The sequence below is a fragment of the Paenibacillus germinis genome (genome assembly GCF_013141785.1).
GTDB lineage: Bacteria > Bacillota > Bacilli > Paenibacillales > NBRC-103111 > Paenibacillus_E > Paenibacillus_E phytorum.
Genome location: NZ_WHOC01000200.1, coordinates 1 through 23,329, shown reverse-complemented (window position 1 = coordinate 23,329; position 23,329 = coordinate 1). Strand labels below are relative to the sequence as shown.

Genomic DNA, 23,329 nt, shown 5'->3' with positions numbered 1-23,329 from the left:
ATGTAAATCATCCCTATTCAACCAAATAGAAGTCTTTTAAGGCTCCTATTATCGCTATTTTCCATTGAAGCTACTGATTAGCAGTCTCTAAGGACTCTTATTTCTGATAAATCCCATCTTTTTATATAATATTGCTGAAATAAGAGTCTCTAGAGGCTTCTATTACAGCAAATCTAGGCAAAAACAGAAAATAGCAGTCTTTAAAGACTCTTATTTGCCGGAACCCGAATCCTTTCACCAGGAAGACGGACTTCCCATGTTTCTGACGAAAGGGTTCTGGGGGTTGGGGCTCCCCCACCCTCGACACCCTCACTACAAAGCGTTCACAACCACCTTGTGTTTACCGCTCACAATGATACCGTGCGGGAGCGCCGGAAGACGGTTCACATCGAGTTCCGTACGCTCGCCATCCTCAATCTTATATACGGTCATGTAAAGCTTCTCAACATGACTGATCACTCGAATCGATTTCAGCAACGCATAGAAAACGGAAGGGTGGATTTGTTGACCAATTTGCCAGCCTTTGCCGTCGAAATTGCCGGTTAACGGATCTAGGAATCTGTTCAACTTCTCCAACGCCTGAATTTCGGTAGCAACTACAGCGTCCATTCCCTCAACAGCAACGATCGCCGAAATGGAAATTTCCATATAGACCGGCTCAATCACTTGAAGCCGTTCCGGGAAAGCAACAAGGCTGGAAGCCCGCTGTAGAATATACCTCTCAACCTGCTTCTTCAGTTCTGGAAACGCGGAGCTTCCCTTCTGCCCTTCTTTTGGCAGTACCACTAAAGTCATAGCCCCGATTTCTTTGTGCATATAGGCGTTCCGATTCGGGATGCATGTGACTTTTGCAATGTTCGGATATGCCTCACGCGCAAGCCACTCGTAGTCTTTGGACGATACAGCCCGATCACGATGCTTCAGCATTTCTGGTCCGCGCTGCAAGGCCGACTCTAGCTTTTCAGCTTGGCAGCCGCCTGACGCTGGTTCTGGGTTATAAACCTCACCGACAAACGCAATAGAGTCCTGCATCTGGTTAATTTGCCGAGCCCCTACGTTTCCGATTTGTCCGGACGTTACTTGGTATGTTACCTTCAGCTGCTCCAGCCCACCCTTTGGCGGACGCATGCCATGGATACCGTCACCTACACGAATACGACCAAACGTACGATCGATCATATAATGACGATCCCGATTGCCGGAATCTGCCATTTGGCGAACCGCTGTCCAACGGACCCAAAGTTGAAGTAAGTTCCCCTCGGAATCACGAGTAACCTCCATAAGAGGAGTCCCTACACGTTCGTACTCAGCGATTTCCTCTTCTGTCACAAACTCCGTCTCATCCACCCATACCTCTTCGGAGACAATCCCGCTTCTGCTGAGCTGGTATTCCGTTTCTTCCAGCCCTTTGGAATCGGGGATTTCCCCGATAATCGTCTCCTGCTGAAGCACTTGAACTGTATTCATATACATGCCCTGAATTGTGGGGATTTGTACCCGACCGGAACTATCATCATATTTATCATCACGATTAACAGCACGAATCCAGTAGCCCTCTTTACCAAACAACGACGCTCCTGCAAAATCAGATGGACCTACGAATTGCACGGTACCGCTCTGGGTCAAACCGTTCGTATCATCAATAACCTTGAGCGCTGCCCATTCGGGATGGCTTCCCGGCATCAAACCAGCTCGCAAATACTCCCATTCGAGTAATGGCATGTCCTGCTCCGAGAAACGCTGCTGTTTCACCGAAACGAACATCGATATCGGACCTTTTACAGGCGGTGTATCAAAAGAAAGATGCAAGGCAGGATGACTGCCCTCCAAAGGTTGAAATGGCTCAAATCCGCCCTCCAACTGACGGCTATGCCGAGTCCGATCCTCAAACACCGTATTATTCAGCGCTAAACAACGTTCGGCTGGGTATAGTCGATCATCATACTTATAGGTTAGAGACACATCATCCACCCAAGGTGAAAGATAGATCGCTTGTGCCACATACGCATTCTCGATATGTAAAATTCGTGCTCTGATCCAGCAGTTTTCATTGCCGTTCACATAAGTCGCTTCAAGATCAGATGGACAGCGGAAGTGAATTTCTTTGCGTACCTTCTGCTCCTGCGGATAATAAAACAGCTTCTCTGCTTCTTTTCCCACATCCAGCCGTAACCAAGTTGCCCCATTCCAATACTCCCAAGCAACCTCCAGAACGGTGACGTGAGTTACTGGCGGCTTATCGAACTTGGATTTTTTCATCACCATTTTCCAATCGACTTGCTCCGTCAGCTCCGGCTGAAACCGATTCTGAATGGCTTGCAGCCCAAAGCTCAGCTTAATATCGCCGTCTTTTTTCGTAAAAACTTCCTGACTCCCGATGTAAAAAGAACCATAAAGCGCAAACTGATCACCAAACGGATAAAACCCCGATGGGTCCGCACCAATATCATTGTAAAACATCTGATCAGGCCGAACGCCACCTGTTTCCAGTGTATCGACATAATCCGTTTTAAATGAAATGTGGTCCATGGACAGCCTGCTGTCTGCCAGCGTTTTACCACCGCTTATGAGCGGCTTTAAACGGCATTGTATCCAGCGTCCGGATGCCCCGTTCACTTCTCGCAGAGCAATCTCACCGGCCACCGCTTTCAATAGAGTAACCCGATTCCCCTTAGCCTCTACGTGGTCAAAAGCCTTCCAACCTTCCTCTGTGGCGTACAGCCACTCGGTTAGCTCGGGGTCCGCCAGTTGGCTGGACATCGAAAGTTCGTCAAAACGCCGCTTCGAGTTACGGAACTCGATTTCGATACGTGCCGTATTATACACGGTGAAAAGAGAGCTGTGCTCCAAATAAATGGCATGCTCCTGCAAATTGTCGCCATCCTGCAAACGGAAAAGCGCCGTCGGGGCCGCCTGTCCATGCCGTGATGCCGTGACGAACTCATCAGAAATGCGAATGATCATATCCTGTTTGCGGCTCGTCATGTATACATCTGTAAGTAACGCGGGCGTCAATGAGCTACTCCGTGCTGTCTCATACAGAATGCTGCCTTCTTCTGCTGCAGCGGCAACTTGTGTGCCTGCCGAGATGAACACGGACTCCTTCGTACCCTCGTTCAGCGCAAACGTCAAGTAACTTCGGGCAGGACGTGCCGGAAGCAGCGTCACATCGAACATGTTGAGAAACGATATCAAATTTTTCGTAGGCACACGGTTCAATCGTTTGATATTGTCATGAAACATATCAGCAAACATCAAGAACAGCGCGGAACCCGGGTCAGGATTTTCTGGCGTAAACCGCCACTCGGGCGTGTAGTATGGCGCCATTTCCTTCATTTGCGCGATCAAATCAGGTAAATCTCTCGAATCAATTTTGGGAGGTTGCACAGCTCCACCTCCTCTCTGTACGTGTCGTCATCGCTTCCGCAGCCAGCCTCTCTCTATTTCGATCCTTCAAATAAATAAAATGGATAGACTTGGTTAAATAAGTTATTGGTCGTACGTACCAAATAGGAAATATGAATCATCACCTTTGCAGGGTCATCTGCTTCTGGAATGGCTTGTACATCGACTTCGTGAACCCTAGGTTCCCAGTTCCGAATGGCTTCCTCAATATTACTTTGAAGCAAATGAAGCGTTGTATCATCCGTTAATCCGAAAATAAATTCCTGAACACCGCAACCAAAGCTCGGGCGCATAACCCGCTCCCCTTGTGTGGTCCCCAGAATAACGCGGATTGCTTCGGCGATGTCTTCCTCATACTCAGACATTCGGATTCGCCCTGTTGCAGGATCGACCTGAATGGGGAATTTCCAGCCTCGTCCCAAAAATGCTTCCGACACCTCGTCACACTCCTCTCGTTAATTGATTTTGACCATACTGCCTTTAATATTAATGATACCGTCGGACTTCAGATCCAGTGTGGCCCCGGCCTTCAGAGCCATCGTAGCTGAAGCTTCTATGCTAATTTGGGTGGATTTGATTTTGATTTCCTTCGTGCTTTCGATGCTGACCTCGCCTTTGGCGTTTAAGGTGATCTTCGAGGTTTGGCTCACAACCGAAATTTCATTCGCTGAGCCGCCCTTGATCGTAATCTTGTTATTTCCGCTTGAATCCGCGATCGAAATACTCTCATCCTTATCCTTCAATTCAATAATTTCGCCTTTTTTCGTCTTAATCGTGATGCTCTCGTCACCACTTTTATCGTTGAAAGAAAGCTCATGACCGGAGCGTGATTTAATCATGCGCAAATCATTTTTATCCGCGGGCGCAGGCGGCTTATTCTTCGGATTCCACAGCATGCCAATGACGAAAGGCATTCGCAGCTCTCCCAGATGAAAAGCGACTAAGACTTCATCCCCTACCTCCGGTATAAAAAGACTGCCCATTTCCTTACCGCCCATTAACGTCGCGATGCGGCACCAATCCGTTTCGGTCTCTGTTTCCTGCATGGGAAGCTTGAGCTTTACTCGCCCCATTTTATCAGGATCGGTATTATTTGTTACAATGGCAACCATGACGCCGCCTAATTTCTGACTGGCAAAATCGGACACGCCACCTATCGTAATATCGGGAGTTTTGAACATTAGACTGCATTTCCTCCCAACTGAAACCGAGTTGTATAGCCTTCGTCGTCATAAATGTGTGTTGCTCCAGTAATATAGTAAGTCTGGTCGAACGATTTCCCAACACCACTTAGTTTGATATACCGCCCTGCGCGAATCTCAGGAATCCCAATACATTCCCCGTTACCGCTTATCAGCTTCATCGCTCGGCGATTTAGGATCGCATTCGCGTAGCTTTTCGCTTCTTCCACGGAGGTCACATTCGTATACATATGCTCGACGAAATCACCTTTAGATGCCAAGATATCCTTGCCCGTCTTGCTATTCGAACCCAGCTTCGTAATGCTAGCCGATTTACCTTCGATCACTTTCAGTTCTTTATTATCCCAGGCTCTTACGGTTACACCCGTAATTTGCTCGGCTAAATTCATATCAATCATTAAACTACGGAGGGTTTTCCCCATTTCAAGTGTCATCAATGCGGTCATCGCTGTGAGCGGCTTACGGAAATATAAGTTCTTCCCCACAACAAAGAAATCATAGTTAACCAAATTAGCTAAATTTTGAATAAAGTGATAGTCATTAATCTGACTCTGAGAAAGCGCAGGAAATTCCGTCGTCGTTGCATCTATATGTGTTTTGAAGCCATACGTCTTGGCGATTTCCTCAACAACATCACTATATTTCTTCTTATTCCACGAGCGAGATTTGGTCCCTTTCATCATGAGATAAGAAATGTCCATCCCCCGCACGACGAGGCCAGGAGCACCCTCTTCGGGGAAATCAACAACAACGGATGTAATCTGTCCCGAAAATACAGCGGTCATTTTGTCTACATAACCTAAACTGATCTCAATGGCTTTGCCTAAAGAGAACGTAGACAGCCACTGGAACTCATTATTCGTAATATCGTACGCATTCGCAATACGAAACGAAAAGGAGTCTGCGGTTCCATCGATGGACGTCTCAACACGAAGAATATCAATGGCAATCGTGTCCGATATTTTCGTTCCATCTACGCTGATTAAATAGGAAGGCGCATAAAAATCTTTGTACTTTTTGGCTAAATCGTCATAGGGAAAAGAGCTCGTTTCTAATTCTAAGGCCATCGGCTTAATCCAGCCTCGGAACTGAAATGCGGCGTCCCGTGGCAACTTTCATTGGATTATCGATCTGGTTGGCTTTGGCGATTTCCCGCCATAAGGTTGGATCCTCGTATTCCGTTGCAGCAATCATCCAAAGCTGTTCCCCTTGATTCAGCATCTTCAGCTTCGTTCGATCGGACGAATGGCGGGGTATCTGCTTAAGCTGGTCTTTCTTGCTTAGTGTGGATTTAAAAGTCACTTTCAGCTTGGCACGAACCGGAACTCCGGTTTCCAGAAACATCGTGAAGTGCTGATTAACCGCTACAACTACCCCCTTGAAGTCTAGAGAACCCCAAACAAATCGGCAAAGCGGTGGTGCATGGATCTCCTTCTCGACATCCAAGAGACCTGAGATTTTCTTCGTAAGCAGACGAACGTCCGTCCCTTTTTCGTAGGTGTCAAAGTAAAAATCCATGGACAGCGTCGTTGTTCCTCCGCTCACGAATTGAGCGATGGGCATGGACAGACCCGGTACTGTTTTCCAAGAGTAGCTGTTATTCGTGTCTAGGGTATACTCACCCGGATTAAACATCACTTGTACATTTTCTGTTTTGCTTCCCTTATGAACGATAATCATTGCTTTCTTGAGTGCCATAGGTGTCTGTCCTTTCTGCTTTTATCTATACTTAACGTTATTAACGATTTATGAGGAAATAAACGGCTACGTCGTCCTCTTAGGACGAGCGCGCGTTTATCAAGAAATATAGCCGACTTATCATGTGAAACATATAAATTCTTTTATTTTGAAAATAATTAGATGCCTCGACGCTGCCGCTCGAACTTCATCTTTTTCTCAATTTCGCGGTAAACTTTGTCCGCGATTTTGGCTATGTCCAGCTGCGGAAGCTGTTTCATCAGCTCCTGCAGCTGCTCCGCACTTAGCTCCGGCGCCGCCTGAGGAACCGGCGCTGCTGGGGTTGGAGCTTCGTCTGCGCTTGCTTTGGTACGCAGCCAGTCCATCTCCAGCGGTGCTTCTGCTAGCGCGCTGCTGATCTCTGTGGCTGGAGTTTGCTTGTGCTCCAGCGTGGGTTGCGGTTGTTGCGAGGCTAAGAATTCTTGCCTCGCGGTTGGCGTGCTGATGATCATCGGCACGCTTTGGTTTGGTTGGCCGGCGTTATGCACGCCGCCGGCTAGCGTTTGCCGCTGCACCTGCGTGGGCAGCGGCTTGATGGCAGCAGCCAAGCTTGCGCTGCTGCTGTGGGTCATACTGGCGCTGCGCTGTGCGCCAGCTGTAGTTGCTGCGGCGGCGCTGCCGATGGCAGCCGCCTGGGTGAGACCCGCAGGAGCAGCGCGAAGCGCTCCTGCGCTGCTCGCCAGCAGCGGCATGACACGCGGTGTCATGCTCACGGGCTGGCGAGCTATCGGCGCATGCGCAGCACGCGCGCCGACGGCACTACCAGCTGCCAGCGAAGCGGCAGCTGGCTCAACCCCCTGAGCGCGCTCCTCTTCCAGCGCGCTCACTCTAGCCCGAATGGTTCGTTCCGCTGAATCTGACTGGAAGCCGCCAGCTTCCACTCGATTCTCCGAACCAATCCCTGCCTGCAGCTCGCGCTCGCTGTCATCGACAATGACTTGTCTCTGAACATGCTCGACTTGCGCCCTGCGCCAAACTGCTCGGCCGGTCTGACTTGTCGTTTGCCCAGCAACTCCTTCGCCTGCTGCTCGGTAATCCATCGTTTGACTGGTTCTTCTTGCACCTGTGCGAATATCCGCTGTTCGACCGTCTTCTCCTGAGCTTATTCGACTTGTCATCTGTCGGGTCATAGCTTCACCCGTCCCAGTTTGAGTCATCAGTTGTCTAGCCCCGCCAAACTCTGGTCGAATTGTCTTCATTACCTCGGTATCGATCTTTCTTTGTATCGCTGCTTGCTGTTCTCTTACTCGATCGATTCCCGTCGGCCCGCCTGTTCTTCTTACCATGTCCATAGGTGACCGGCTTATAGTTCCTTTAACAAGTTCCAGCGAACTCTTGCTTGTTATTTCATTTCTTGTTATTTCATCACTTGTTCTGTCTTTGCTTACTGTGTTACTGCTTACTCTACCCATTGCTCTGTTACTTGACTTTTCACTGGCACTTTCTCGAACGGTTTCCTTTACTGCTTCAATATTCGTTCCAGTCTCACCTATCGGCCCTTTTTCAGCTTGCCTCCAAATGGCACGAACGGAAGCAGGCTCAATTAGCTCAGTATTACGGGAGAAGCTGCGCTGTAATCCTATTTGATCTGCATCCACTGTAAGACTAGGACCAATCTTCTTCAAACTGTTTTCAACTACTTTTGTAGCTATCTCAGAAGCTAAACTTTGGGAGGAGGGGAAGTCACCACGTGGCTTCGTCCCTAATCTGTCTTCGTTCGTCCTTGAACGTTGTTGTCTGCCCTCTTCTTCCAACAGTCTTGAACCTGCTGACTCAACAGGAGTACGAAAAATCCGTCGAGCCTCCGGCTTAGGAGAACCAGCTCTAGCTTGTAGGCTAGTTTGAAAACCATCAAGTCGATACTCAGAACCAGCGTTCCTTTTAGCTTCTTCTGCCAAATTCAGGCTTGTTCCTATTTTCTTGACACTGGATTCGGCCATTTTTGTAGCTAGTTCAGTAGCTAAGGATGGAGTTGAACGTATGCTTCGCATAGAAGTTGATTTTTCTTCCTCTTGTGCCGCATATTGTTGCTCGCTTCGCTCACTATTTACTTCGGTCCCTGCCAGCTTGCGAAATACACGCCCAACTTCTTGCAGCTGTACACGCGAGCTGGCTTGCAAGCTAGCTCGATATCCCTCAAGCGTTGGGAAATTCCGACCCATTTGCATGCTTGTTTCATCTTGCTCTTCAGGTTTCAAAGCCGTTCGGAGAACACGCTGTGAATCTTGTAAAAAAGAACTAGCTTGCAGACTGGCCAGATACCCCTCACGAGGACTTCCTGGTTGGAGTGTCACTCTATTGGCGCTAGAATTGGAAGATAGTTGTGTACTACCCGCTTTCCTTTGCGCTTTCGCAGCTGCTTTTGTATACCTATTTGGTTGTAGTGGCACTGCCTCAGAGTGTGACTGCATCATCGATTCCATATTTGGATTCGCAGCCGATCTCGCGATGGCTAGGGAATTATCAGCGTTATTATGTACGATATTCTCCCTCCGCATAATCCGCGGAATGTGAGTAGTCATTGTTAGGTGCTCGGAGATCACCTGTAATTTATTTTGTGGAACTTTATGTATACTCCCAACAAATGAATCATTAGAAGAGTTTTGTCTTTGTTTTTGTCGTTGGACCAGCTGCTTTAGCAATTTCTCGTTGCTTTGAATTTTCACAACAGATTCTAGTCCATTGTCCATCACACTTGCTTTCCTATGTATCTGTGAAGGATATGCAGCCTCTACAAATCGAGATGCTTCAATACCTTGCTCAGTCACTTGTCTAGTAACGAGCTTAGTAAGGCGTTCCGTCATGGAAGAGCCTTGATTTCTCTTGTTAGCTTCACGCGTGCTTGAACGAGTTTCCACATTTTCATTTGAGATAGCTTCCGAAATGGGCTGCTGTTCATTCCCCATCTCAAGCTTTTGACCAGCAGAAGAGTTTGTCTCTAGCTGCACTGATAGGCGTGTATGTTCATCTTGCTGCAATTGATTCAGTACTTGATCCTGGTTTCGATTTTGATTCGGTACCTGATCCTGTACCTGATCCGGTACTTGATTCTCTACTTGATTCTGTTCTTGCTCCTGAGCACGATTTTGCACCTGATTCTGTACTTGAATCTGCTCTTTCTCTTGGGCTCGATCCCACTCCTGCGTTTTTCCCAGCTCTTGCCCTCGTAATCGTTCTTGCAGCTGTTCTTGTTCTCGCTTTTGTATAATTTCTTCAACTTGTTCCTGCACTCGATCTTGCCTTTGCTCTTTACCCTGATCTCGCTCCTGTGACCTTTCTTGCACTCGATCTTCTACTAACAATTGTTCTTGTAATCTTTCTTGCCCTTGCTCGCTACCCTGATCCGGCTCCTGCGATCTTTCCTGCGTATGCACTTGCACTCTTTCCTGCTCTAGCTCACGAATTCGCTCTACTAGTTCCTCTTGCTCTTGCCTCCTCACAGAAGCCAAAGCATCATCTTGATGCACCACTTGAGCTGTTAGTCGCTCTTGCCCAAATCCTTCTACCTGCTCATTTCGCTTATGCCAAACATTCGGCACATTCTGCCGAGCGCCCCTTGATGTGGAAGCATGCATAGCAAAAGGCAAAGTTGAAGTCAACCGCGCCGCATTAATAGCTAATGGTTGCTGACTAGCAGCCAGAAAACCTCTAGCAGTTGAAGCTTCTTCCTTACGTTTTAGTTTCCCATCGCTCTTAGACTCACCTTTCGGCAACAATAGAGCAGTTGGCGAAACATCTTCCTGATCACTGGCATTAGCCATATTTCTAACAAGTAAGCTTCTAATAAAATGCACAGAAGCAGGTGCTTCCGATTTCGAAAAAGGCCCCTCACCAAGCTTTGGTAATGAGTGATGATACTGCGAAAGTCTTTGCTTCTGCAGCGTTTGTGTTTGGCCCACACCATTTAAATAGAGCTTAGCAACTTGCTGATAAGAAGGCTGCATCCCAATTGTAGATACCACAGAAGGAGCACTAGCCGAATCACCTACCCTGCCATCAGACAAACTGGCGCTGGGTTTCCCCTCTTGAAACTGCTCTATCCATTGCGATGTATGCCGAATAGCATCCACATGTTTGACTACTTGTACATGATTATCCATAGGTGCAGCTCTATGCACGATTGAGCGCTGCAATTGTAATATTGTATGTTGAGGTCCATTCACCGATTGCGATTGTTGATTCAGGTTACTGCTTTGGGCATGAGAAAGCATCCCAATTGAAGCGGTAATCTGCCGAATAGATCGCTGGATTAACGGTGAATTCCCTTTGTTAACGTAGTTAATTGAATCTGATTTCTTTGGCGGCTTCGCCTGCTTCTCACCCAAAACCTCATGAGCAGCAGCTTGAAGATTCAATTGATTTACAGATAGTTCCGCATTCTTTTTGCTTTTTCGTCCTTTTTTCTTGCTTTGCTTTTCAGCAAGTACTTGCATTTGTTTGTGAGACGATTGTACATCCGATTGGCTCGAAAAATGATCAACCTTCATCTGTGAAGGAAGCCTATAACCACTATTCGCAATCAGCTGCTGTAACTGACGAATCGTTTGCTTTTTCGTAATAAGCGGTGCGGATTCGGGATGCTGCAAGCTTTGCAGCTGCAGTTGTAGCTGGATAACCCACGACTGATCATTCGTATCCGTAAAGGCCGATAATTCTTTATCCGTGAGAATTCCTTTTTGTTTAAAAATAAGAGCTAACAAGCCTAAATAGTTATTACGCCAAAATCCGTATTTGCCCATAATGCCAGATGCAAACTGTTTGGACTCTCTGGCTGCACGTCCTGCAGAACTATTGTTAGTTGCAGAAACCTGCAATATGCCCTTGGTTCTCTTCACTCGGGGTTTATGCGATTGTCGAGATTTCATAAACAATCCCCCTAAGAGTTTTACGCCAGAAAAACTGGCTTCGTAAGCATTTACTGCGTTTGCGCTCACACTTATTTTTTGAAAATAGTTTTCAAACCGGCATGCACCAGCTCGATCGACTCGATAGCTACGTTACCGCTGCTGGCATTCAAATCAGGTCCGTTCCATTTCACCGGAAAAGCACTGAAAAAATTCCATCGGCACATCTCATTACCTGCTTGGTTATGTAGAATAATGGAGCCATTTTTACGTTTTATTTTGCCTTGGGCGACACCATTGTACCATTCCCAGAGCTCGCTGGAAGTGGTGATGCCTCTTTTTAGCACGATATTAGGATACTTCGTATGTTCGATCATATAGTGGGGGTGCGTGTTCACGCCGCCTTCCCATAAGGGCTTAACTTCTGTTTCAGACTTCATGCCTGTTACTTCAGAAAAACCGCCGACAATAAGTCCGTCAAGCTCTACCTCGAACCGGAATGCGCCACCTACGTTATGCAATTTGGACTCGTTTTTGGACTGTTTCACTTGTTACTCACCTCTTACCGAACACATCAAACGGATTGTCAGGCTGCTTTTTACCATCGTCGTTCAGATTGCGGTTGATGCGGGATATTTCCTCACACCACGTTCGGCGCTCCCGGTGCTCCATTGACATGATTTCATCATGCGTCCAATGAAAGTAGTAAGCAATAAAGCCTGCTTCCTCATAGATCTTGTCAATGGGATAACCCGTTATGCCCCCGCCATCTCGTCCAAAAAAGACACGTCCACATCAAACTCATGCTCACATTTCGGGCAGCTTGTGTGTACTCTCGGCACTTCCATTTCATTGATTTGACGATAAAAGTTTTGCAGGAACGCGAGATCAGCCGTGAAGAACTTCTCTACCACTCGGGTATCTATTGCACGCAAATCACCGAGATTGGTAATCACTCGTGTAAGTAGGATAATCGTTAAATAGCCCGGATTTTGCTGGACGCGTTGATCACGCATAGGTAAGATTTCATCCGCAGCTGTTGCTAAGCGCATAACGCCTCTCTTATGCAGCGTACCGTTGTCATCCACATATCCTCTAGGCAGCTCGAATTCATATTCCGTTTTGAAAGCCATGATGTTACCCCCTTAGCATTATGAAAAAAAGAAGAGTTAGGAACCGGAGACTTCGTGCTCCGGCGCCTACTCTAGCGCTGCATTACTTCGTGCGTGTCATGCCTTCATGGGCAAGCTCTAGGCTCTCAATGGCAATTTCATTGCCTGTACCTTTGAAGCTTGGAGCAGAGTACTTGGACGGCCATGCTTCAATAACCTGCCAAGTCGCTACGTCTGCACCTTCTTCGTTGATTGCGATGATCGTAACTGTTTTGCGGGAAACTTTCCCCTGAATCGACTCCGACATCCAGTTATACATGTCCATGGAGTCAGTAACACCCCACTTTAGTGAGATGTTGCCATATTTCGCAAGTCCCGGAAGCTTCCGAGGCGTAATGGTTTCGTTTCCTTCGCGGTATTCAATTACCGACAAGGATGCGTCAAATCCAGAGATTTCGCTGAAACCAGCTTGCTGAATACCTTCTACTTCAATTCTAAATCTAAAATTGCGGTATGGATCCCTACGTTCGCCAGCCATATAATACCCCTTTCCTAATATGAGAAATATCTAACGTTTCGACTATTCTTCTCTTGTTTTCTGAGTAATGCGGAAGATTACGAACTCGGCAGGTTTGACCGGAGCTACCCCGATCACACAGATAAGTCGACCATTGTCGATATCATCCTGCGTCATTGTGCTGCGTCCGATGTTGATATAGAACGCCTCGGAAGGACTTCCGCCCATTAAGGCACCGTCTCTCCAGACACGAGTTAAGAACGCATCAATGGTTCGTTGTACACGAGCCCAGAGCTGTTCATCATTCGGTTCGAATACGACCCAGTTCGTGCCGTTCTTGATGGACTCTTCAATGAAGATGAACAAACGTCTCACGTTCACATATTTCCACAAGCCGTTCGACGAAGTTGTACGAGCACCCCATACACGAATACCTTGTCCGGCAAAAGCACGAATCAAGTTTACGCCTTGCGGGTTCAGGATATCTTGCTCGCCTTTGTTATATTGGCAATCAAGGCCAACTGCACCGCGAACGACTTCATTAGCAGGCGCTTTTTGAACGCCACGCGTTTGGTCGGAACGGGAGTAGATACCGATAACAGAGCCAGATGGCGGTATGTATATATTTCTTTTGTCTAATGGATCGAACACTTGAAGCCAAGGATTGTACATCGCTGCGTAACTGCTGTCAAAAATGTTACGGTGCGTCATCACATCGGCTACTTTTGTTTTCTCACGTGGAATATCAAGAACGGCAAAACGGCTGCCCAAGTTTTCGCAATGCGCTACGAGAGATAATTGAACCGTAGGCTCAGTTACACCTGGAATCGCGATGATGCTAACAACATCGTTGTCGATGAAAGACTGGATACCTGTACGTTTACCAGGTCCACGGTCTACACCCATGAAGATATCGGGTGTCACTTGCGCGATTGAACCGTTGCTTCCGCCAGACAGTGCGATTTGGAATTTACCAACCGTTTCACTCTCACCGGATAGCACTTCAAACGGAGCAACAGCACCCAGATCCTTACCATCTGTCAAATCTTTCACCGTAATGATGTTCGAACGGGAAACAATTTTCTCAATGTGGTTCGCTGCAGAGATGTTTAGGGATACTTTCTCATAAGTCTCTGCTTCATCGCCGTAGAATACATGCAACGTGAATTCGCTAGTTGTTAACACTTTGGATGGAAGAAGACCGCTATCCACAACATCCCCATCAAGCGCTTCAGCAAGCTCAATAATGTTATCTTGGGAAGAAACGACTTTGTTGTACTGCTTCTGGCCAGCGGCTTCGAAGGCAACAACATCGCCGACATTGAAGCCAGCATTATTTTTCACGCGATATTGGGTCTCGCTCAGCACTTCATAGATTTGCGTTTTAGCTTTACTGGACGGAACAACCACGATACGAACTTGGTTACCCCATGTTCCTGGGTTCTTGGAAGCAATCTCCAGAATCGCGGATTCTTTGTTTGTTGCTGCTTTGTTCGTTGCTACTTTAGCGTCAGTTGGCGCTACACGCATAACATAACAGCGAGAACCTCCGTTTAAATAGAAATGCTCAACCGCATAAGAAAGGAAACGATACTCACCGAATTCATTCTCGGACAAGTAGCTTCCGAATAAACGATGGAAATCAGCTACGCTCGTAACCAGTTGAGGGACACCTTCAATTTCCCCTCTTTGCGCAAGCCCTATAAACCCGGCCGTACTTGTGCTTGCACCTTCAAGCGGTTGCGCCCCGCTGTCAAACTCTTCCACATAGACTCCAGGTGATAAATAGTCAGCCATTGTTCCCCAGTTCAGTCAGATGGCACTTCTTACAAATCAATACGGCCACAGACATGAAACCAGTTCTCTCCTTTCTGCTTGTCATTTTTGTATAGAAGATGGACGTGTCCATTCTACTAATTAGGGTTAAGTGAGCCGTATGATGCCGAGGTTCGTCGTTGTTCCTTCTGCTACTGTTACTTCCTTCATAATATGCCGCCGATCTTCGCCGTATGTAATAGCCAATTCTGTCTGAAAGGATGGAATCCGATTGCCACGAAAAGCAATGACGGCCTCTCCTCGTTCTGTAACACGGGTTTCTTGGACGGGCAGCAGCAGTGCTCCTCGAGTAAACGCTTTAGTCAGCTTTTTCTCTAGACGAAAACGCTTTTGATGCTCCAGTACCTGGGCGATTCGAATTTGCTCTTCGGCAGCTTTAGGGCCTCGTCCTCGAAGCAAGTAAGAATCTCCAACTGCGATAACACCTGTAAACGAACCTAGTGTTACTTCACGTGCACCCTTGTCGACTTGATCTGCCATAATTCGAGCGCGGGCACACTCCTCTGATAAAATCATCGCCTGCAGCTGGGCATCCCTTAGAGGAACTCCGGCTGCATCCTGCAGCATGACTCGGATAAGTCCTGTTCCTTGCGAAAAAGGATAAGAAGGCAGCGGCTTTAACTGAACAACCTCTATAAAATTGTCGGTTCCTACTGTGATGAGAGTTTGTTCCTGAAAATAGTGCTCGTTGCTTACCTTAAGACGGTAATCACCGGGCGGTAAATCGTTGAATATATAGGAACCATTCGTTTTATGAATTGCTTTCGAACGGGTGCCTTCCAGATAAACGGTGGTCGTGTTGCCAAGAGGAGTTTTTGAGGTAATTGCATCGATGACGCATACAACCAAGGACACGCGGGTTTTCAATTGCGATACGCGAATGTGGTCCACAAACTAAGCCCCCTAACCCTGTATACGAAAATCGGTTTCCGAAACTCTTTTGGTTGTCTTGATGCGGGTTGAATCGATATTTACAGGCCCAACTGAATAGCTAACAGAGAGTCTGTAAGGGGTATCAGCGAAGTTCCACATATTCAGCATGCTTTCTCCTTTAAGAGGATCCATGACAATGCGAACTTCTTCATCTTGCTCAGCTAGAGTTCCGAGGGTCATAGAACCTCGAAGTATAGAATGATCGTAAAGCACTTGCATAGCTCTTCCGAGTATCCGATGCTCATCCAGCGCTCTGGACTGCAGCTCTGCTGGTGATTGTACCGTCAGCATGTAGCTAAGATCTACAACCATAGGCGGATACTGAATTTCATTCGTCCCTCTAGCAATCATGTGGGTACGACGATTATCGCCGCTTTCGCGGACGTTGTACAAATAAAGAGATAAGTAGAAATCCCCTTTATCGACAGGCGAAGCAAGCCCAATCATCTCTGGTTGAGGAATGGGGTCAGGAGTCATATTTTCTCTGAGCAACTTGATTAAAGATGCGCTTACATCTGCAATAACAGAATAATCGCCAATAGGAATCACTTCCTGCCTCAAAATACCTATGTAATGTATAGAATTGGTGGGGATTATGTCATAATGTGTACCTTTTTCTATTATAATTGCAATTTAGTAGGATGACTATAGGGATTAAATTATTTATTTTTAAATTCGGCTGATCAAAAAATTGGACAAAGGCCTGTCTGTGGAGAGCGTTAACGATGTTTATCATCGTTAAGTTTGAGAATAGAGAGAGACTAGTCAAGATAACGGTGTTTTCCATCATTTCAGACGGGAAACTCGCCTCAAACCTCAAATATGCTTACTTTAAGAATGTTTATCATCATTAACTAGGGGTTAGTTGGTGGTTACGGAATCATAACGATGTTTATCATTGTTAAGCAGCGCACCCATGAAGGATGCACAGGGTGATCTGGCTAACCAGTGCGGAAGTGGTGATTTGAGGCTTGCCATCAAAATAAAAATGACCTGCTTACGCCATCCTTAGCCGAGAGTCATCGTATCAGCGCAAATTACGCCTAAGACGTATATGTTTAAACATTCGCTTGCTAACCCGCGTAATGTTGTACATTCTACAACTTTAGGCAGGCTAATCCACTTTTTCCACGCGATTGTTGCGTAAAATACAACAATTCCAGCCTAAAGTAGCTAAATAGCTTATAAATGGGCTAAATTGTTGTACAACCTACAACATCTTGAGCTTTTTAAGTAGAAATCAAGGAAATTGTTGTACGCTATACAACTTGCCATTCTAATAATCCATTTTCCCAAAACCAGCAAACAAAATTCTAGAAGAACTTAGTCGCTTACCGAAAGATTATATATGCATCCACAATCTCACTCAGCTCGGCAAAATCCATAGCTAATTAGAAGAAGCTTCCCCTTACCGCCTAACTTTATATAGAAAAAAAGGCATACTCTGCGCAACTGGCGCGATCCAATCTTCATTTAATACTCTTCCCACTCCTGGCGGGCAAGGATTTTACCTGATTTCTGCAGCTCATGTCGAATGGACTTGATGATATGCTGCATCCGGATGGGTTCGCCAGCCTCTGCAGCTAGGAAAGCCGAAGAAAGGACGACGTTCTTGATATTCCCGCCAGCGATCTCGTAGCGCTGCGCTAAATATTTAAAATCAACATCATCGCTAAGAGGCGCTGCAGAGGGAAACATAGAGTGCCAAATCTTTTCACGATATTCACTATCCGGAAAAGGAAATTTAATGACGTAATTGATCCTTCTGAGGAAAGCTTCATCAATATTATTTAATAGATTCGTTGCTAGTACCGTGATTCCTTGATACTCCTCCATTTTCTGAAGCAGATAGGCGGTTTCGATGTTCGCATATTTATCATGCGAATCTTTGACTTCCGAACGCTTTCCGAATAGCGCATCGGTTTCGTCGAAGAACAACACCGCATTGCTGAGCTGCGCTTCCTCGAAGATCTCATGCAAATTCTTCTCGGTCTCGCCAATATATTTGCTGATCACCTGCGAGAGGTCGACCTTGTATAGCTCCAGCTGGAGCTCACCGGCGACAACCTGTGCAGACATCGTCTTCCCCGTGCCCGGTGGACCGGCGAACAGCATACTTAGCCCCTTGCCGTAGGCCAGCTTCTTCTCGAACCCCCAGTCGCCGTAGACAACGCCACGGTATTTCACTTGATTGCACGCGTTGCGGAGCTGATCCTTCTGCTCAGGCGGGAGGATGACATCCCCCCACCCATAGCGAGGCTCAATGCGCGTCGCCTTGCGCTCGAGCTTGTGCTGCACCTGCTGGTAGCACGCCTTATAGAGCGCATCAGCTCGCAGCGCGTACGGCGCAGCCACGTCGCCGAAGTCCTCCCCAGCGGCCTGCGGCTCGCGCTGCCAGGCGGAGTACCCGCGCGCCAGCGTCAGCGCGCGGCGAATTTGCCCCGGGGTGAAGCGGAATTTGCCGCTCATCACCCGCCAGTCCACGTCCGCGCTCACGCCGAGCTCGCGCGCGAATGCCGTCCAAAGGCGCTCACGCCCGCCTTCGTCCGGCACTTGCAGTTCATGCTCAAGGAGCAGCCGATCCTTGGGCTTCCACGTTAGCCGGTTGAACCGCCCGGCCAGCAGAAACACCATGCCGCCGTAGCCGTCCAGCAGCTCGTGAAACCACCCGAGTCGCCGCTGCACCGCAAGATCCGGTTCCTCCGGATAGAGCGCCTCCAGCCGTGAGAAGCACAGCACGGCTTGGTGCAGGATCGCTTCGCGAACAATCGCGCTCAGCTGATCTTCAAAGCTCGCTGCGTGCAGAAGCACATCAGCGAGATCAACAAGCAGCAGCGGCTTATTGAAGTGGCTGCTAAGATGCTCCACCTGCAGCTTCTTGCCTGCGCCCGCATTCCCCCACAAGTGGAAGGCGAGCCGTTTGCGCTCAGCCGCCGGAGCCTGGAACGCAGCTTGGATGAAGCCCTGCAGCCGCTGCTGAAAATCCTCATGGACGAGCAGAGGATCCAGCTCGTCATCCGGATAAACCATCCGGACTGCCGGCTTCAGCTTCGGGTCCATTTCACCGGAATCCAGCATGAATGAGATGATTCGCTTATCCAGAAGCAGCGGTCTAGACAATAACGTCTGGCCGCTAATTTCCTGCGTCTCGCGGTGAAGCACATAGCGCGCCAGTTTACCCTCAGGCGCCATGAATGTCGTTCGTGCTGCCCGCATGTCCTCAGGGCTACCGCAAGCAATTTGCAGCGCTAGGCTAATATTAGGTGTTTTGCTGGTCAGATCATCTTGCAGAAAGCCGAAGATGCGTTCATATTTGCGATCCAGTTCTACCGCGAGCCCTAGCATAACGAACCGCTCTTCTACGAGTGATAGCCCAAACACAGAAGATACATACGACAGAGGCAAGAACACGCCTGCCTTACGGCTTTCTTCACGTCTCAGAGCAATGAACGCCTCCGAATTCTGAATACTAGCCAGCAGCTCGAGTTCTTCCCCATCAAGCGCCTCATCTCCACTTGGCCTGCCTATGAGGCGGATAAACTCATCTTCGGACACGAACATCCCGCGAAACGAATCCGTTTGCGGGTCGGGCGTTAGCTTTTGACGACGCTTATATAAAAGTTCAAGCTTTTTATCCAACAAGGTAAGCTCATCCTTATAATGTTCCCATGCATGTACATAACCTTGAGCTGCCATAGCCCCTCCTGATAACCCTGATCTGTATTTACAAAAAAATACAATCCCACCCCTTCGTAAACAGCTTGCCTAAAAGGGGTGTTATTCTTTACAATGATTTGATAAGGCACAAAATGTTTTTCCAATAATTGCTAACCCGAAAGGAAAGTGGCCTCCACTACATGGAACAACTTCCGGCTAATGATCATATATGGAATCGAAAACTGATACATATTTTATGGTGGATCCTATTAATCTATGAAGTAGTTGCTATCCTTGGATTCTTCTTTAATTTGTATGATCAGCCTCCGCAATGGTTTAACAGCTTCATGCATGTTCAAATCATTACGACTTGCCTACAGCTCTCCCTAATGGGAGCCGGTTATTTGGCTATTCACTTTCTGAAACAATACAGCGATTTTATCATGATTACATGGACGATGACCATGGTTAGCATCTTTATTATCTGTATTCCTGAGCTGATGAGCAGCTACGAATTAATTAGTATCCCTATTATTTTAGCCTCTATCTATTTCCAAAAGAAATATATTTTTTTCGCTTATAGTTTAGGCATTGTATATTTAATTTCATTACTTGTTTGTCAGGTATATCAAGGGCATGCCCTAAAACCCTCTGATGTGGTCATGTCGATTACAGTCCTCACCGTAACCGCACTTGTGTGCTTTGTCATCATGAACAAAGGGCTAGTTCTCATTACAGAGTTAAAAGATTCGGTCGTTCGCGAACAGGATCTCCTTATTCGAAATGTAATGATTGATCGACTTTCCAAAGTGGATGCGCTCACCGAGCTGTTTAATCATCGTTCTTTTCAAGAACATACCGATCATCTGATTTCGCATATGCCCCATGATACGCCGCTTGAGCTTGCTCTTATCGATATCGATAATTTCAAAAGGATTAATGATACCTACGGGCATTGGGTCGGTGACATGGTCCTCAAAACGATCGGCTCCATTCTGAAAGAAGTGCTCGGCCCTGACGATATGTCTTTTCGATATGGTGGCGAGGAATTCGCCGTTCTGTTTGTAGGCAAATCACACGAGGAAGTTTTACATATTTGCGAAAAATTAATGGAAACCATCCGGAGTACCGAAATTCCTGAGATGCCAGATCAACCGTTAACGATGAGTATCGGGCTCGCCAGCTATAATCGCAACACGATGAAAAAAGCCTGGTTCCAGCTTGTAGATGAATGTTTGTATACCGCCAAGAGAAATGGGAAAAACCGCATTCATTCGCATATTTCCGAATAGATGTACTTCAGCTAGGAGCCCTAAAGCTTCTAGCTTTTTTTTGGCTTCCAATTACCATGTCATTACTTACCAGCCGCAAACCCTCATGAAAGGAGTCGCCTCTTCCGAAATCATATCTATACACAGGGAGGTAGACACCATGAAGCCTAAGATTCTCGTTGTTGATCCGGTTCAAAGCCTTAGAGGTATTTTGCGCAAAATTATCATTACGATGGGCTACGATGTACTTGAAGCAGCTAACGGTGCCGAGGCCATTCATACGTATCAAGCCAACTTTCCGATTCTGACCACAATGGACCTAAATATGCCAGACATGACCGGTATAGATGTGATCCGAAAAATTAGAGAATTCGACCCTGCCGCCAACATTATGATGTGCTCAGCCTTGGAGCAAAAGACGATGATTATCGAGGCTATCCAAGCGGGTGCCAAAGAGTTCGTTTCTAAGCCTTTCCAGGAACATAATATGAAGGAAACGATGCTGAAACTGCTGATTGTGTAAATAAAAAGATAGGCCTCGTACATGTATTTGGTTGATTAGGCAAATAATAGCCAAAACCAAATGAGGTGGTAAACAAATGTGTCAATCCATATCTATTCTTGCTGATGTCAACGAGCTTGTTAAACAATTCCGCATTGATCGGCTGCTATCGTATAGCTCCAATCGTTATGAGGTGCGGCCGACAGAGTCTGTTTCCGCTGTGATGATGAACAAAAAGGGAGAACGCATCCTTGATGAATTCCGTTGGGGTCTGATGCCGTTCTGGGCAAAAGATGCCGTATGCGGGGACCGCGATTCGATCTTCACCAATGTTGTCTTCGAGCGTATTGTCAGAAAACAGCGCTGTATCATTCCTTGCAGTGGATTTTATATTAGCGTGACGGAGGGAAAAGAGACAGAGTGGATTAAGTTCAAAATGCGCAGCGGCACCTTCGGCATCGCGGGGCTGTATGATGTCTGGCGGGCTCCATCTGGTGAAGAGGAGCTTCGTACGTGTATGATGCTCATGACAGAAGCGAACTCACTCGTCTCTCCTTATCAACGCAGAATGCCTGCGATACTTGACCAAGATCAGACCGAGATGTGGCTGCAGCCAGAGATGAAAGACAGCAGACTCCTCAGATCCATCCTTCGACCAGTAGATGATCTGCTCATGGTTGCGAATGTATTGTCTTCTCCTGCGGAGAAGCTGGAAAGCGGTTCGGATGTAAGTGTTTTTGTATGAAAAAAAGAGGGCTGCGTCTACACGCTAGCCCTCTTTTTTGGTAATGACGGGCGGCAACTCGCCCCCCTCCCCGATCAACCGTACACCTTCCGCACAAACACCGTAAGGCTCCCAGCGGCATGTGGCACATAGGTGGCCAATGTCGCCCGGTTTCACACGGTCGGCCACTTGCCTACAAATCTCCGACCAGCTCAGCTCCATCTTCACTTGCAAGCCAAGCTTGGTGACGATTTCTGCATCGTGCTGATAGACGGTCCTATTCTCGCAATGCGCTTCTTGATCCTTTGGAAAAGCTGCGCAAAGATCATCAGGTCCAAGAACAATGCGGATCAGCGTTTCGGGCTTTTGACGCAATTCCTCATAGACGGTCGTCATATTTTCGCAAAATTCTTTCGAATAACCCATTCCTCTGAATCCCAACAGACAAAGTAAGTGATGTCCGCGAAGCTGGATCGCCTTGGTCATATTTTAGGGACACGGTACAATCCGTACCCATCCATTTTAATGATTGGATCTTTATCTTCAACGAGACCTGTCGTTTTGGAATGTAGGGCAACATCAATGAGCCAGCGTGTAAAATCCGCCACATTCATCGATTCCATTTCGGCCAAGCTGTAAAATCCTGCTGCGTCGACCTCCACGCCGTCTGGCTGAGGCTCACCGCTGATGTAATCCATTTCAAAAGCAATGTATATATTGTGTATGCTTCTAGGCAAATCGCGCACGGCTACTAGGCGAGTAACAACCGCTTTGACTCCGCTCTCCTCCAACACTTCGCGCTCAATCGTGTCTTGGATCAGCTCATGCTGCTCAATATAACCACCCGGGTTGGTCCATCGGCCTTTCCCTGGCTCCTGAGCCCTGCGTACAAGCAGCATCTTCTCATCCTTCATCACGAGTGCGCCTACACCGATGCTGTAATTCCCCCAATGAACAAAGCTGCATTCCGTACAAGCTCTTCTTATCGTGCCATCCACATCGCGCGACTCCATAGCGGCTCCGCAGGTCATACAAAACTTGGCTTCCATCTATCTCATCTCCAACTTCCTATAGACTCATTTCCAACTTCCATTCGAGTTTACTGTATGTAAGCTTACTGCTTAGAGTGGACTATAGGCAAATCCGATCCCGTACGTTTTCCGTTCATTGTATGGGAAATTGGAGATACTTCCTGCACTTGTCTTGCGATATCGCTGAATTAGGAAACTGCGAAAAACTGACACTGACTCCAACATCGACATCGACAACGACAACGACACCAACACCAACACCAACACCAACACCGACACCGACACCGACACCGACACCGACAACGACAACGACAACGACACCGACACCGACACCGACACCGACACCGACACAATGTGTAAAAAGTGAATTTTGTCAATATCTGTTTTTTCACGACTGACCAATCAACATACAGCTGTTGAGTAAGGAAGTGAGTGCGAAATCAACTTCAGATTCATCTTTCCCGGCTAAAGGACTGGAGCGACGTTAATCCCCGAAAAAGATTGAATTTGAAAATCTAATGGACTCGACAGCCCTTAATCTACTTCAAATTATGAAAA

General features: G+C 47.3%; 20 protein-coding genes. 4 read left to right on the top strand and 16 right to left on the bottom strand.

Going from position 1 to position 23,329, the window contains the following annotated elements; all coding sequences use genetic code 11:
- Positions 1-312 precede the first annotated feature (312 nt).
- From GC102_RS40485 to GC102_RS38935, 14 genes are all read right to left on the bottom strand, one after another.
- Entirely contained in the window at positions 313-3,387 is a 3,075-nt protein-coding gene (locus tag GC102_RS40485; protein WP_171694294.1) for a baseplate J/gp47 family protein, read from the bottom strand.
- Positions 3,388-3,440: 53 nt separating this feature from the next.
- The gene (locus GC102_RS38995) at positions 3,441-3,842 is read right to left on the bottom strand and encodes a gp25 family contractile injection system sheath assembly initiator (protein ID WP_057304100.1); all 402 of its coding nucleotides are present in this window, start codon (positions 3,840-3,842) and stop codon (positions 3,441-3,443) included.
- 18 nt (positions 3,843-3,860) lie between these two features.
- The gene (locus GC102_RS38990; protein WP_171694293.1) at positions 3,861-4,586 is read right to left on the bottom strand and encodes a phage baseplate assembly protein V; all 726 of its coding nucleotides are present in this window, start codon (positions 4,584-4,586) and stop codon (positions 3,861-3,863) included.
- The gene (locus GC102_RS38985) at positions 4,586-5,674 is read right to left on the bottom strand and encodes a phage late control D family protein (protein ID WP_171694292.1); all 1,089 of its coding nucleotides are present in this window, start codon (positions 5,672-5,674) and stop codon (positions 4,586-4,588) included. Before GC102_RS38985 ends, GC102_RS38990 begins: the two co-directional genes overlap by 1 nt.
- A 4-nt stretch (positions 5,675-5,678) precedes the next feature.
- A complete protein-coding gene (locus GC102_RS38980) occupies positions 5,679-6,305 on the bottom strand; it encodes a CIS tube protein (RefSeq protein WP_171694291.1) in 627 nt (208 codons plus the stop codon).
- A 158-nt stretch (positions 6,306-6,463) separates the two neighbouring features.
- Positions 6,464-11,209 (bottom strand): coiled-coil domain-containing protein, encoded by a 4,746-nt coding sequence (locus GC102_RS38975; RefSeq protein ID WP_171694290.1) that lies wholly within the window; start codon positions 11,207-11,209, stop codon positions 6,464-6,466.
- 71 nt (positions 11,210-11,280) lie between these two features.
- Positions 11,281-11,736 (bottom strand): phage tail protein, encoded by a 456-nt coding sequence (locus GC102_RS38970; protein ID WP_171694289.1) that lies wholly within the window; start codon positions 11,734-11,736, stop codon positions 11,281-11,283.
- A gap of 7 nt (positions 11,737-11,743) precedes the next feature.
- Positions 11,744-11,923 carry a DUF6760 family protein gene (locus GC102_RS40230; RefSeq protein ID WP_307449325.1) on the bottom strand — a complete coding sequence of 60 codons (180 nt, stop codon included), beginning with the start codon at positions 11,921-11,923 and terminating at the stop codon, positions 11,744-11,746.
- Positions 11,924-11,943: 20 nt separating this feature from the next.
- The gene (locus GC102_RS38960) at positions 11,944-12,321 is read right to left on the bottom strand and encodes a hypothetical protein (protein ID WP_057304095.1); all 378 of its coding nucleotides are present in this window, start codon (positions 12,319-12,321) and stop codon (positions 11,944-11,946) included.
- Positions 12,322-12,403: 82 nt separating this feature from the next.
- Complete coding sequence (locus GC102_RS38955; protein ID WP_057304094.1) at positions 12,404-12,838, bottom strand: phage tail protein; 435 nt, start codon at positions 12,836-12,838, stop codon at positions 12,404-12,406.
- A gap of 42 nt (positions 12,839-12,880) precedes the next feature.
- Positions 12,881-14,614 (bottom strand): phage tail sheath family protein, encoded by a 1,734-nt coding sequence (locus GC102_RS38950; protein WP_171694288.1) that lies wholly within the window; start codon positions 14,612-14,614, stop codon positions 12,881-12,883.
- A 126-nt stretch (positions 14,615-14,740) separates the two neighbouring features.
- Positions 14,741-15,544, bottom strand: coding sequence for a beta-sandwich domain-containing protein (locus tag GC102_RS38945; protein WP_171694287.1), 804 nt, complete (start codon positions 15,542-15,544; stop codon positions 14,741-14,743).
- Between the two features lie 12 nt (positions 15,545-15,556).
- Complete coding sequence (locus tag GC102_RS38940) at positions 15,557-16,135, bottom strand: Pvc16 family protein (RefSeq protein WP_312883507.1); 579 nt, start codon at positions 16,133-16,135, stop codon at positions 15,557-15,559.
- Between the two features lie 924 nt (positions 16,136-17,059).
- Positions 17,060-19,282, bottom strand: coding sequence for an ATP-binding protein (locus GC102_RS38935; protein WP_171694286.1), 2,223 nt, complete (start codon positions 19,280-19,282; stop codon positions 17,060-17,062).
- Positions 19,283-19,443: 161 nt separating this feature from the next.
- Here GC102_RS38935 and GC102_RS38930 point away from each other — a divergent pair, with 161 nt between their 5' ends.
- From GC102_RS38930 to GC102_RS38920, 3 genes are all read left to right on the top strand, one after another.
- Positions 19,444-20,535 carry a GGDEF domain-containing protein gene (locus GC102_RS38930; protein ID WP_171694285.1) on the top strand — a complete coding sequence of 364 codons (1,092 nt, stop codon included), beginning with the start codon at positions 19,444-19,446 and terminating at the stop codon, positions 20,533-20,535.
- 139 nt (positions 20,536-20,674) lie between these two features.
- Complete coding sequence (locus GC102_RS38925) at positions 20,675-21,037, top strand: response regulator (protein WP_171694284.1); 363 nt, start codon at positions 20,675-20,677, stop codon at positions 21,035-21,037.
- 76 nt (positions 21,038-21,113) lie between these two features.
- Entirely contained in the window at positions 21,114-21,761 is a 648-nt protein-coding gene (locus GC102_RS38920) for an SOS response-associated peptidase (RefSeq protein WP_171694283.1), read from the top strand.
- A gap of 24 nt (positions 21,762-21,785) precedes the next feature.
- Here GC102_RS38920 and GC102_RS38915 read toward each other — a convergent pair whose 3' ends face one another.
- On the bottom strand, positions 21,786-22,166 hold the full coding sequence (locus tag GC102_RS38915; RefSeq protein ID WP_246321372.1) for a DUF1284 domain-containing protein: 381 nt from the start codon (positions 22,164-22,166) through the stop codon (positions 21,786-21,788).
- Between the two features lie 56 nt (positions 22,167-22,222).
- Positions 22,223-22,789, bottom strand: coding sequence for an NUDIX domain-containing protein (locus GC102_RS38910; RefSeq protein WP_171694281.1), 567 nt, complete (start codon positions 22,787-22,789; stop codon positions 22,223-22,225).
- Positions 22,790-22,938: 149 nt separating this feature from the next.
- Here GC102_RS38910 and GC102_RS38905 point away from each other — a divergent pair, with 149 nt between their 5' ends.
- A complete protein-coding gene (locus GC102_RS38905) occupies positions 22,939-23,169 on the top strand; it encodes a hypothetical protein (protein WP_171694280.1) in 231 nt (76 codons plus the stop codon).
- Positions 23,170-23,329 lie beyond the last annotated feature (160 nt).

Bases quoted from the DNA above. Each gene is read 5' to 3' on its own strand.
- GC102_RS38990 (WP_171694293.1), bottom strand. From the start codon at position 4,586: ATGTTCAAAACTCCCGATATTACGATAGGTGGCGTGTCCGATTTTGCC.
- GC102_RS38985 (WP_171694292.1), bottom strand. From the start codon at position 5,674: ATGGCCTTAGAATTAGAAACGAGCTCTTTTCCCTATGACGATTTAGCC.
- GC102_RS38980 (WP_171694291.1), bottom strand. From the start codon at position 6,305: ATGGCACTCAAGAAAGCAATGATTATCGTTCATAAGGGAAGCAAAACA.
- GC102_RS38975 (WP_171694290.1), bottom strand. From the start codon at position 11,209: ATGAAATCTCGACAATCGCATAAACCCCGAGTGAAGAGAACCAAGGGC.
- GC102_RS38960 (WP_057304095.1), bottom strand. From the start codon at position 12,321: ATGGCTTTCAAAACGGAATATGAATTCGAGCTGCCTAGAGGATATGTG.
- GC102_RS38955 (WP_057304094.1), bottom strand. From the start codon at position 12,838: ATGGCTGGCGAACGTAGGGATCCATACCGCAATTTTAGATTTAGAATT.
- GC102_RS38950 (WP_171694288.1), bottom strand. From the start codon at position 14,614: ATGGCTGACTATTTATCACCTGGAGTCTATGTGGAAGAGTTTGACAGC.
- GC102_RS38935 (WP_171694286.1), bottom strand. From the start codon at position 19,282: ATGGCAGCTCAAGGTTATGTACATGCATGGGAACATTATAAGGATGAG.
- GC102_RS38930 (WP_171694285.1), top strand. From the start codon at position 19,444: ATGGAACAACTTCCGGCTAATGATCATATATGGAATCGAAAACTGATA.
- GC102_RS38925 (WP_171694284.1), top strand. From the start codon at position 20,675: ATGAAGCCTAAGATTCTCGTTGTTGATCCGGTTCAAAGCCTTAGAGGT.
- GC102_RS38920 (WP_171694283.1), top strand. From the start codon at position 21,114: ATGTGTCAATCCATATCTATTCTTGCTGATGTCAACGAGCTTGTTAAA.
- GC102_RS38915 (WP_246321372.1), bottom strand. From the start codon at position 22,166: ATGGGTTATTCGAAAGAATTTTGCGAAAATATGACGACCGTCTATGAG.
- GC102_RS38910 (WP_171694281.1), bottom strand. From the start codon at position 22,789: ATGGAAGCCAAGTTTTGTATGACCTGCGGAGCCGCTATGGAGTCGCGC.